Origin of the sequence: Acetobacter senegalensis (assembly GCF_001499615.1) — a bacterium.
Taxonomy (GTDB): domain Bacteria; phylum Pseudomonadota; class Alphaproteobacteria; order Acetobacterales; family Acetobacteraceae; genus Acetobacter; species Acetobacter senegalensis.
This window is the reverse complement of sequence record NZ_LN606600.1, coordinates 1,758,334-1,768,052: the sequence shown is the minus strand read 5'-3', so window position 1 is coordinate 1,768,052 and position 9,719 is coordinate 1,758,334. Positions and strand designations below refer to the sequence as shown.

The 9,719-nt window shown below is 56.8% G+C and carries 13 protein-coding genes; 4 read left to right on the top strand and 9 right to left on the bottom strand.

Features of this window, described 5'->3' with window-relative positions; genetic code table 11:
- Positions 1-15: 15 nt before the first annotated feature.
- From ASN_RS08005 to ASN_RS07990, 4 genes are read right to left on the bottom strand one after another with little or no spacing between them, the layout of a single operon-like run.
- The gene (locus ASN_RS08005) at positions 16-879 is read right to left on the bottom strand and encodes a hypothetical protein (protein ID WP_058987850.1); all 864 of its coding nucleotides are present in this window, start codon (positions 877-879) and stop codon (positions 16-18) included.
- Positions 876-1,454 (bottom strand): DUF2612 domain-containing protein, encoded by a 579-nt coding sequence (locus ASN_RS08000; RefSeq protein ID WP_058987849.1) that lies wholly within the window; start codon positions 1,452-1,454, stop codon positions 876-878. The genes ASN_RS08005 and ASN_RS08000 overlap by 4 nt, the downstream gene beginning before the upstream one ends.
- Before the next feature lies 1 nt (position 1,455).
- Positions 1,456-2,682: a baseplate J/gp47 family protein gene (locus ASN_RS07995; protein ID WP_058987848.1), complete on the bottom strand. Its 1,227-nt coding sequence runs from the start codon at positions 2,680-2,682 to the stop codon at positions 1,456-1,458.
- Entirely contained in the window at positions 2,669-3,025 is a 357-nt protein-coding gene (locus ASN_RS07990; RefSeq protein WP_058989231.1) for a hypothetical protein, read from the bottom strand. The genes ASN_RS07995 and ASN_RS07990 overlap by 14 nt, the downstream gene beginning before the upstream one ends.
- A 132-nt stretch (positions 3,026-3,157) precedes the next feature.
- On the opposite strand from ASN_RS07990, the gene ASN_RS19930 reads away from it, so the two are divergent.
- Positions 3,158-3,499 carry a hypothetical protein gene (locus ASN_RS19930; protein WP_167541305.1) on the top strand — a complete coding sequence of 114 codons (342 nt, stop codon included), beginning with the start codon at positions 3,158-3,160 and terminating at the stop codon, positions 3,497-3,499.
- A 38-nt stretch (positions 3,500-3,537) separates the two neighbouring features.
- On the opposite strand, the gene ASN_RS07980 is transcribed toward ASN_RS19930, so the two are convergent.
- Positions 3,538-4,290, bottom strand: a complete 753-nt coding sequence (locus tag ASN_RS07980; protein WP_058987846.1) for a DNA/RNA non-specific endonuclease — start codon at positions 4,288-4,290, stop codon at positions 3,538-3,540.
- A 151-nt stretch (positions 4,291-4,441) separates the two neighbouring features.
- Between ASN_RS07980 and ASN_RS07975 the strand changes: the two genes are divergently transcribed.
- On the top strand, positions 4,442-4,924 hold the full coding sequence (locus ASN_RS07975) for a hypothetical protein (protein WP_058987845.1): 483 nt from the start codon (positions 4,442-4,444) through the stop codon (positions 4,922-4,924).
- 293 nt (positions 4,925-5,217) lie between these two features.
- Here the strand turns inward: ASN_RS07975 and ASN_RS07970 are convergent, their stop codons facing one another.
- Genes ASN_RS07970 through ASN_RS07955 form a run of 4 tightly spaced genes read right to left on the bottom strand, consistent with a single transcriptional unit; the run spans position 5,218 to position 7,837 of the window.
- Positions 5,218-5,859 carry a baseplate assembly protein gene (locus tag ASN_RS07970; protein WP_231948437.1) on the bottom strand — a complete coding sequence of 214 codons (642 nt, stop codon included), beginning with the start codon at positions 5,857-5,859 and terminating at the stop codon, positions 5,218-5,220.
- Positions 5,849-6,805, bottom strand: a complete 957-nt coding sequence (locus tag ASN_RS07965; RefSeq protein WP_058987844.1) for a baseplate hub protein — start codon at positions 6,803-6,805, stop codon at positions 5,849-5,851. The genes ASN_RS07970 and ASN_RS07965 overlap by 11 nt, the downstream gene beginning before the upstream one ends.
- Positions 6,795-7,103 carry a phage baseplate plug family protein gene (locus ASN_RS07960; protein ID WP_058987843.1) on the bottom strand — a complete coding sequence of 103 codons (309 nt, stop codon included), beginning with the start codon at positions 7,101-7,103 and terminating at the stop codon, positions 6,795-6,797. The genes ASN_RS07965 and ASN_RS07960 overlap by 11 nt, the downstream gene beginning before the upstream one ends.
- Positions 7,103-7,837: a hypothetical protein gene (locus tag ASN_RS07955; RefSeq protein WP_058987842.1), complete on the bottom strand. Its 735-nt coding sequence runs from the start codon at positions 7,835-7,837 to the stop codon at positions 7,103-7,105. Before ASN_RS07955 ends, ASN_RS07960 begins: the two co-directional genes overlap by 1 nt.
- Positions 7,838-7,948: 111 nt before the next feature.
- Here ASN_RS07955 and ASN_RS07950 point away from each other — a divergent pair, with 111 nt between their 5' ends.
- Both ASN_RS07950 and ASN_RS07945 read left to right on the top strand, forming a co-directional pair.
- On the top strand, positions 7,949-8,329 hold the full coding sequence (locus ASN_RS07950; protein ID WP_058987841.1) for a LexA family protein: 381 nt from the start codon (positions 7,949-7,951) through the stop codon (positions 8,327-8,329).
- Positions 8,326-9,585, top strand: coding sequence for a Y-family DNA polymerase (locus ASN_RS07945; protein WP_058987840.1), 1,260 nt, complete (start codon positions 8,326-8,328; stop codon positions 9,583-9,585). The genes ASN_RS07950 and ASN_RS07945 overlap by 4 nt, the downstream gene beginning before the upstream one ends.
- Positions 9,586-9,719: the final 134 nt, after the last annotated feature.

The following is a 9,719-nucleotide window of genomic DNA, read 5'->3' as shown; positions in this document are numbered from 1 at the left end:
CACAAAGTACAACCCTCACGTGCCATACTCAGCGCTTAACTGACGACACGCCGTAGTGGGGAGCGTTACCTTTGTTCCGGTTGTTCCATCGGATGCTGAATACGTAGCGTTGCCGCCCTGAATAAGCACGCCGCTCGGGAATTTCATCCAGAACCAGTCATTCCCGGACGAAGAAAAGGTATCGGAAAAGTTATTCGTGACCCACGTTCTGTCCGCAAACTGTGTAGTGCCAGACCAAAAAGTTCCGTCATTTCGCAGGCTGAAATAACCGTTTGAGCTGTTGTATCCGTTAACCTGGATTGCAAGCTGCGTATATTTTCCCGTCGTCTCGTTTTGCCGGAGAGTAACAATATTGCCGTTCTGGCCGGACAGAATGAGCCCGTTTGACGTATAGTTCCCGGTCGTTGACCAACTGGCAAGGCCTTTGATCGTCGTATCGCCAGTCAGGTTTCCCCCAGTAAGAGGGAGGTATCCGGAGAACAGGTTTTGCCATGTGGCCCCAGATGCGCCGGGCGTCGTCGTATTGTTGTCAGCAGTAGAGACCCAGAATGTCCCGACTACGCTACCGCTAACGATTGCTCCGGAAGGATACCCACCGATTGCAGAGGCAAAGGACGCATTGAAGGGGCCAAAATAACCGGCCTGAAGAACCTGAATGGCGCGAGATATACGGTTCAGAAAACCGTTCATATCCTGTCCGCGCGGCGGCTCACCACCCGCAGCCCGATCGATAAACGTTTCAGGGGGGAAGCCGAGAGCGATTGAGGCAGTGCCATCGCCAGCCGTTGCCTGAGTATCCGGGACGGTTGAGATATTTCCAGAAGCCGCATCCGCACCAATCAGCGTGCCAAACAGACCTAGATCATCAGTGCTTTTCATGTGCTTGCGCTCTTGATTTGATACCCGACGCCTACCCCGGCGGGGCGTGGCAGAACTCCGCTGTTTTGTATGATGCTGACTTGAACATCAGTCGGCACAAAGTCGAATACATACGTCATGGTCATGTCGCCGTTGTCTTTGATGTACGCATTCCCCTGATTGCCAAACAGCAGCATGAGGATGGCGTTGATCGAAAAAACCGACCCATCCGTGATGTTCGCCAAAGCCTTGGCGTAGATCAGTTGCCGAAACCCATCGTCAGACAGGCGGTAATTACTCGTGACTGATGATCCAGAATAAAAAGGGGCGCTGTTGAACCCCTCCTCCGTCAGGTCATTTGCTTCGGAAAAACCGAAGTATTTTCCGGACGTGATCGTCAGCACCCGGCTGACACCCACAATGCGGCCCCACACGTCCAGACCGTAGCCCTGCGCGGTGCTGAGGTTCCAGACCCGCTGGTACCAGAGGTCAATCAGGCTGGCCGGATCGAACGCTTGGTTCCAACCCTCAAGAATGGTCAGCAGACGCGGCGAGTTGGCGTATTGGGACAGGACCGTTTTTGCATAGTCCTGCATGTCATTGCACCGTGACGGTTATACCAGACGCATCCAGTGTCGGGATCTGATCAATCTGCATCTGCGTCGTGAAACCAGTCGGGCTGGCAGTAGTCCCGATTGTGATTTCCACGATCTGCACCCATGTTCCAAGCGCGGCCACCGCTGCGTAAAAGCGGGAGGCAAAGAGTTTGCCGCCAATACGCGCACGGCTACCGCCATCCTCCCCGTTGAACGCCGACAGAATTGCTGCCTGTATCTCGGTTTCTGCAGTAGCTGGTACCGCACTGGAGCTTTGCAGGGTTACGGCGATATAGACCGGAGTTGGCGTGGCGCGCGTGAATTGTACCGTGTAGCTGGGTGCGGTCCCGTATGCGCTGTTGGGATCGGATACGGTGACGGACGTTGTGCCAGTATAGCCGCACCCTGGCGGCTTTTTACGCAGAATGGCGAGGCCTATGTCCTCATCCGTTCCGCCGTTGACGCAGACAAAGAGGCTATGGGCCGCGATGGAGACGCCGCCGGTTGTGACCGCTGCGCCAGTGGCATTGTCCGTCACATAAGCGTCTGTCACGCCGGAGACGGCCTGCACAGCCCCGGAAATTGCGCCCAACGTACCAACGGCATTGGCGGCCACACTCTCCTGTCGGCGCTGCTCAAACGCGATCCGGCCCTCCTGATCAGACCCAGTGACGCCTGCCGCCGGATTGGTGACGGACGAAAGACCCGTTACGGATTGGTAGATGCTGACAGTATTAACTGGGCAGTCAATCGCGCCAGTGGTCGTGCAGGAAAATGTACCTGTGGCCGTGCCTGTAGCATTGAGCGTAATCGATCCGTCAGCCGCGTATTTGTTGCCGCTGCTGTCCTGTATCAGCGTGCCTTCTGGCACGACGGTGCCGGGGGAGCCGGTGCAGACGACTGAGACAACGGTTGCTGTGGCTCCGCGCCGCTCCAGAAAATAAAGCTGCCCGATGGCGTCCTGCATCTGTCCCGATGACCGCGCCGGGTCCACGCCATCAAACACTGCCATCATCTGGTCGTAGGCATCACCCAAGATAGCCGCCAGGGTCGTGGCGAGCTGACCCTGCGGCGTGGCGAGGTCCGTATTCAGGGCGTTGCCGAACGCTGCGTTGAGATCGGCCAGCGCGCCAGTCAGAATATCCGTCTCTGCCGGCGCGACAAACCCTGCATCCGTCAGGGATGGCGCGGGAACGGATGTGGTGCCCGTGCTGTTAGAACCCGACATTTTGCGTTGTACCGTCGCTGAGAGAAAGGAATATGGTGCCTGACAGTTGCCGTTGGGCGCTGATGGCTGTGATCACGCATTTTGCGGCTGTGACGTTCGGAACCGTCAGTGCGGCCTGCTCCGCCTGCGTGCGGAAGACCCCGGCGGACTGCGACCGCCCGAGGATCAGACGCATATACGGCAGCCCCTTGCTGGTGTCGTAATAGCACTCGCCAGCAAAAACACGGATTGCTGATGCCACGTCCTGCACAGTGGAATAAGGCTCCGACGCCACGGCGATGTTGCCAGATGCGTCCAGAACCAAATCCCACGTTGTCCGGTCAAGGAGGAGCGTGGAAGCCATTGCACCAAACAAAAAAGCCACCCCGAAGGATGGCTGGATACAGAAAATCGCTAGATTAGCTAAAATATGGCATGAAAAGGTACCGGGTACAAGGGTATTTTGTTTGAGTATCTACTGCCGGATATGGAGCCGATGATGATTCTCTATCCGCGCCACAGAAGGGGCGTAACGGTTGTTACCTTGAGCGGCAGCATCGCTCTCCTTGCTCAGGCGCCGGGAGGGGATAGCCCTCGCTTTATCAGAGCGCGCGTGTCGTCGCTGAGAACGAGCGGCTTGATGATTGTGAAGCTCTTTGATGAGGTACCAAAGATAGATCCGGCATTAGCGCGAGAGGCGAACCTAGACGACGCCATCCAGATCGTTCCCTGCGGCAGGCTTGTCCGCGTTTCAGCGCGCTACGCTTGGACCGTAGAGGACCTTGAGCCTGCAGAGTGGTATGATAAGATGTGTACCGGCAAACCGCCCTTCTGGTGATGGGCGAGCTAGGAAGGAAGCTTCTTGGCCTTCCTAGCTTACGGCGAGGGCAACCTCCAAGCCTGCTTCTTGATCTGGTCTGATACCGCAGGGAACGGATCAATCCCCGTATTGCGTATAAGTGTCGCTATGGTGACTTGAGAGCAGTGCGGGTGCTGCTGAGCATTGCGGCATACATAGGCACCAGCTCTCCCCTTGCCTGGCGAGTAGACCGCTTTCCACGTGCTCGATGGCACATATACGTGGTCATGCCCAAGCTTTTCGATGGGCTTAACGTGGAAGGCCGGACCGGTAACGACATATAGATCCCCCTCCTTCTCAGCGATATCTCTCACCCGCCGCTCCACTCTGGCCCAGATGCCTTCATTGAGGCTAGCAGTCTGCGGAACAATGTTCGTGAGGGCATATGTCTCAGCTTGGGCCAACTCCGTTGGTTGATCTCCACTTGGCGCCATATGGCCGCGATCATAGATTGAATTGTAGTAGTCCAGCAGATCGGAACTTCCGGCGAAACGCGTATCCACATAAAAGCGGCCAGTCCGCTTGAGAGACTGTGCTAACTCTACATCGTCGGACCACAGGTGTTCAGCCGCCCACAACGGGCCATGTGACACGCTCGACGCCAAAACGGCGTAGCCTCGGTTGCACAAAAGCTTCGTTCCGGCGGCAAGCCGCTTATCGACTAACTCAGGGAGGTGGTTGCCTGCGCCGAATGCAGAGCAGTTGGTTTCTTCGGCAGCAGCGTATGCAGGCACGGCGGTCAGGATGCAGGCGAGTAGCAGCGTTCTCATGCTTGGGCGCTGCCATTATTGTAAACCTGTGTAAAGGGCCATTTCAGCAATAAGCACTCAGCCATGCATACATGATAGCGAAGTCACGCTTTGTTCGCCTTACGGGACTCTGAGGGGTACGGGCAGAGTGCCGGGAAAAGGACTCTCCCCCATGAACATTATCCCCCGCGATCAATGGCGCGATGTTCTGCGCAGACTCAGTCCCTATGGGATGGCATATGTGCCAGATATCCAGGTCTTCGAAGGCATTGAAAGAGGCATGCTCTATCAGTGCCTCGCCTATCTTTCTGGCCACGGTTATATAATTAGCCATTGTTCCAGAAGCATGGACGGATTCTGGAATTGGGGAGGTGTCGAACTCACGGCCAAGGGCCTTGATTCTTTAAGTGATGACGGCGGAATAACCGCCGATGAAAAGACCATCACCGTCAAGTTGGATGGCGATACAATCAAAGCCTTGTTGTGCAAGGCAGTCGATGAAACGTCTGCGCCAGAAGCTACAAAAACAGGGATCAAGCAGCAGGTAAGGGCGATGGGAAGCGAGGCCCTGAAAGATTTAACGTCGTCTCTGATTTCGAAGGGTGTGGAGAGCGCGCCGGATTTAATTCAGTGGCTCGGTACAGCCCTCGGCTGACGTTTTCACCTTCAAAAGAAATTGCGCCCGAGAAGGTGAAGGTGGCTACGAATTCTTGCTCACCAAACAGGATCGGAGCGCGAAAGCCACCTGCTCCGACAAACGGTGAGTTTGTCATTGCCATGAGCATGGAGCCACGTCCGGTTGCCTCAAACCAAACTTTATCAAGCTGCACTAGGAGATTTGTCTGCTCAGCCATGGCGGGTCTTCCTATTTTCTGCCCAATGTGGACACCGTAGTACTAGTGCCCACGAGGTACGTGGTGATTTGGTTCTGAATTGATGAAGGCATATTTACTCGGGCGTGGACGTTGTGGAGCTACCTCCCTGCACTCCCCCGTGGACATGTTCTTCAAGGCTGATGCCTCCAGCCGTCACATCTCCAGACGCCGCTACTGGGCCAGTCACATTTACCTTGCAGTTAATGTCGCACTCGGCAGCATCAACGATGAATTTCCCCGCAGTTTTTACGTGGAAGTCACCGTTGATCCAACCGCAGTATTCCTCCGGGGCGGCGTTTAGGTAGCCGCCGAGGTAGACCGCATCCGCAAGATCAAACTGCCGGAATGAACCTGGAGCAGAAGGTTTGCGATTGATTTTGACGTTTGAAATATCACGGGCACAGATGATAGCAATTCCGATATCACCCACCGACGGATCACAGATGAAGGCCCGTTTGCCGCCTTGTAGTCGCGCATAGGGCGCGCCGTAGATCATACCGTGCGGTGTCGTTCTCCCCGCTCCGTCCTGCTGATGGACCATTGGCAGGATATCGACAAATCCAGCCGGGTTCAGGCCGTTACCGTTGACCGCCTTTACCTCGACCAGTGCTGGTCCGCCGCCCATGCTCAAAATGCGCCGGATTGCCGAATTGAGCGCGTTGAAATTACTCGCGCCATCCGATGCTTTTTTTGTCCCTGTGTATTTATCGGCCAAAGGTTGCCACCCTCCCTGCAAATTCAGGCCGCTGCGCCTCCAGCATCGTAAACCACGGTCCACCCGGCGTTTCCGTTTGCAGGTCGTGTTCAATCTTCTGCACAACCCACAAGCCATTGGAAGGCGGATACATGGAGGCCGCGCCTGCCACTTCCTGCAATTGCCCGTAATTATTGACCCACGCCGCCGGAGAGTATTCGCTTTGCAGCTTGATGGTGTCCCGGAAATTGATGCCCGGATTAAACAGCGTCTGCACCAGCACGCCGCCCTGACTGTAATTCGGATAGCCGATCATTCCTGTGTCCGCCGAGACAAGTGTGGCGGAATCCGACGCAGCAACATCCTTCGGCCAGATCGAAAGAGTGTCCATGCCGATGTGATATTCAATACCGACGGACCGGGCGCAGGAGTCAATTTGCTGCATCGCTGAGCCGGGATAATTGACGCCGCCCGTCATCACGGAATCAACGCCATGATTGGCAAATTCGAGCCCAACCTTGCCTGCAATTGCCTGCATGATGTCGGAAACCTTTGCTCCAGAGGCGAATGATGTCGGTTCGATCGGCATTGCGGCCGGGATCGCGGTAGACAGGGCCGTGACCTGAAACGCCACGTTCGGAGCGCCTGCGTAATCAACAAACGCCTCGACAATGCCGCCCGTAAAAATGGTTGGGCGTGTCGCCCCTGCATCTCCCGCTCGCACGGTGATACTGTTTGACGACTGGTCAATCACGCTGGCCTGCGCCACAGACAGGCGGTTCATGGCGCTGAGCTTCATGCCCTCGATCCGGACAGAGCACATCATTCCCGTTTCAAGGCCAGTGCTGAGAACCTGACAACTTACGCGATGGTCCATGAGGGTGATGGTTTCCGGGCTCCCGGAAAATCCGCCCTGCCTGATATCAAAATCGATATCAATTTTCTTTTGCGTGAAACTACCCGGCATTTTTTCCTGCCTCATAGATCAGGATGTAGCGACTGCCAAAGCCGGTATAGGTAGGGTCCTGCGTGCCCTGCGTGTCAAAAAAGCAGAGGTCGCCCGGCATCCCGAGATATGCGCGCCTGACAATCCACGTGCGGTCCTGACAGATGATGCCCGCGAGGATCTGCGCGCCATTCAGCGCCACATCCATATAGACGCCATTGGTGCGCTGTTGGATTGTGAGTGTGACAGCATTGCCTGATAATGGGACATTGATCTGTTGATAGGCCACGGCGCTGATGGGGATAGTGACGGTCGCCATCAGAATGCATCCAGCGGGTTGATGGCATTTTCCTGATCTGGAGTCAGGCTTTGCGTCTGCACATTGCCTCCCGTGACCATGGATTGGCCAGACGCTTCCTGTGCCGTTGCTGCCCCGGCCTTTGCTGTCATTCGTATTTCTTGCAGATAGATCCGCGCATACAGCATGGAAACGCCTCTGCGCGCTTCCCGCTCTAGAGAGTAGCCAAGGATGTTCACATTGGAATATGTGGCCTCGGGCGTTGCCACAGCATACAGGTCAAGACTGGAAGAAAGCTGACCGAGGGCCGCCGTGAACAAGGCCTTTGTCTGCGCAGCAGAGGACGGAGACGACGATAAGCCCATTGAGGACAGAAGGTCAGAAAAGATGCTGGCCGACCCATACTCGAAGCTGCTGCCGTCACACACCATCTCCACCTCATAGTGGCCCGGTATGCGACTTTTGTTGTAACTGAGGAACGAGCCGTTCTCCTGCGGGGCATCAGACGTCTGATACATGCTCTGGATATCAACCGCCCGTACGTGGCCCGAGGTCAGCACCGGCTGGTTGCTGGCGGTAAAAATCCCCCACTGACTAGCCGCACTGGTGATGGTGTATTCATCCAGAGCCGTAGCGAGGATGGTAGAGGCTGAGGCCGTAATCCCGGTCGAGACAGACTGCCCCAGCAGGGCCGGGACGCCAGCGGCAACGGGGATATCCCAGAGCGCTGGGAGTCCTATGGATGGTAGGGGCATGGGGGTAGACTCTCATATTTTGGGGATGGGTACAAGGAGAATTTTGGAGTTTCGTCTTGACTGCCCAGCGGGTACTGTTCTCTTTATGTTCTCATTATGGAGGACAGGAGCATGAGCGCATACGCAGGAGACCGGACAACAGGATTCGCCAGCCCCGCAGCAGACGCGATTGAGGGTCCGATTGATCTATCTGACGTACTGGATCTGCGCAGGCCCAGCCGTTATCCGGTGCGCGTGCGTGGCGCTACCTTTGCTGCGCGAGGCATACTGGACGGCGACGTGCTGATAGCAGACACGTCCGGCCAGCAGGTGTCCGGACAACTGGTGATTGCCTGCGCCGCTGGGCAGGTTCTGCTGGCTGAACTGCGGGCGCAGAAGGGTCGGTGGTGGCTGGTTTCTGGCGACGACAGCCGGGAGCCGATCCGCGTTGATCCGACGCAGGACGTGGATATCTGGGCCACTGTAACGGGCGTGGTGCGGGAAAAGCCATGACGGTTTACGGCCTGATTGACTGCAATTCGTTCTATTGCTCCTGCCAGCGGGCGTTTGAGCCGCGGCTGAAGCGCATGCCGGTTGTCGTTCTATCCAACAACGACGGGTGCGCTATTGCCCGCACCGCCGAGGCTAAGGGGCTGGGCATCAAGATGGGCGATGCCTGGCACCTGATCCGAAATGAGCGCAAACTTTCCGGCGTGCAGTGGTATTCCAGCAATTACCCTCTGTATGCCGACATGAGTCGCCGGGTCTATCAGGTGCTGCTAGAGCATGTGCCCCGCGTCGAGCCCTACTCTATTGATGAGATGTTTCTTGATCTGACCGGCCTGCCGGGGGATCTGGCCGAACGGTGCGAGGTGATCCGGGGGCGCGTGGAGCAGATCACCAAGATCCCAACGTGTGTGGGCTGGGGGCCGACAAAGGCCATTGCCAAACTCGCCAACTACATCGCCAAGGACCGGCCAGAAATGGAGGGTCTGTGCGACCTGACCGACGAGCGGACGCGGATGCGGTTCTATCGGAACCTGCCCGTCAGTGAGGTCTGGGGCATTGGCCGCCGACTGGTTCCGAGATTGCATGATGCTGGCATCCGTACCATTGCGCAGTTTGTAGAGGTTGAGCCTGCTCAGATTCGAAAAATCATGGCGATTACTGGGGTCCGGTTGCAGGCAGAGCTGCGTGGGGAATCCTGCCTTCAGCTTTCTGAGGTTGCAGAGCAGCGCAAAGGGCTGGCCTGTACCCGGTCCTTCGGTCAGCCGATCGCGATTTATGGTGATATGCGCGAGGCTATCGCTGGCTTTGCCGTAAGGGCGTCAGAAAAGCTCCGGGCGGAAGGTATGGACGCCGGGCATGTCTCCGTCTTCATCCAGACCAACCCGCACAAGCGGCAGGACGGATGGTACTCCAATCAGGCTGCCATAACCTGCGCGCCAACGAATAATACGCTAACGCTGATTGCGACTGCCACGCGACTTTTGCGGGCGATCTGGCGAGATGGCTACCGCTATACCAAGGGTGGCGTCTTGCTGAATGACCTTGCGCCCGCAGGACAGCAGGCGTCGCTCTTTGACGCGCCAGAAGCACAATCCCCCGCCCTGATGGACGCCATGGACTCTATCAACCGGCGCTTTGGCCGGGAGGCGATCAAGCCGCTCAGCACTGGGGTTGAGCGGGCTTGGAGGCCTCGGCAGGGGATGCTTTCGTCACGGTTTACGACGGAGTTTGGGGAGGTGATGGAGGCGCGGAGTTTTTAGAGCCCTCCACGCGGTCTTTCGACCGCCTCAGGTCGCCAGCAGCACCTATCTCGATATCAGACCGTAGGACCGCAGAACGCCCGTCAACTCAGGAGATAGCACGACCTTCCCACTCGGAGGCGTTTTAGCAAGAC

Bases quoted from the DNA above. Each gene is read 5' to 3' on its own strand.
- ASN_RS08005 (WP_058987850.1), bottom strand. From the start codon at position 879: ATGAAAAGCACTGATGATCTAGGTCTGTTTGGCACGCTGATTGGTGCG.
- ASN_RS08000 (WP_058987849.1), bottom strand. From the start codon at position 1,454: ATGCAGGACTATGCAAAAACGGTCCTGTCCCAATACGCCAACTCGCCG.
- ASN_RS07995 (WP_058987848.1), bottom strand. From the start codon at position 2,682: ATGTCGGGTTCTAACAGCACGGGCACCACATCCGTTCCCGCGCCATCC.
- ASN_RS07990 (WP_058989231.1), bottom strand. From the start codon at position 3,025: ATGGCTTCCACGCTCCTCCTTGACCGGACAACGTGGGATTTGGTTCTG.
- ASN_RS19930 (WP_167541305.1), top strand. From the start codon at position 3,158: ATGATGATTCTCTATCCGCGCCACAGAAGGGGCGTAACGGTTGTTACC.
- ASN_RS07980 (WP_058987846.1), bottom strand. From the start codon at position 4,290: ATGAGAACGCTGCTACTCGCCTGCATCCTGACCGCCGTGCCTGCATAC.
- ASN_RS07975 (WP_058987845.1), top strand. From the start codon at position 4,442: ATGAACATTATCCCCCGCGATCAATGGCGCGATGTTCTGCGCAGACTC.
- ASN_RS07965 (WP_058987844.1), bottom strand. From the start codon at position 6,805: ATGCCGGGTAGTTTCACGCAAAAGAAAATTGATATCGATTTTGATATC.
- ASN_RS07960 (WP_058987843.1), bottom strand. From the start codon at position 7,103: ATGGCGACCGTCACTATCCCCATCAGCGCCGTGGCCTATCAACAGATC.
- ASN_RS07955 (WP_058987842.1), bottom strand. From the start codon at position 7,837: ATGCCCCTACCATCCATAGGACTCCCAGCGCTCTGGGATATCCCCGTT.
- ASN_RS07950 (WP_058987841.1), top strand. From the start codon at position 7,949: ATGAGCGCATACGCAGGAGACCGGACAACAGGATTCGCCAGCCCCGCA.
- ASN_RS07945 (WP_058987840.1), top strand. From the start codon at position 8,326: ATGACGGTTTACGGCCTGATTGACTGCAATTCGTTCTATTGCTCCTGC.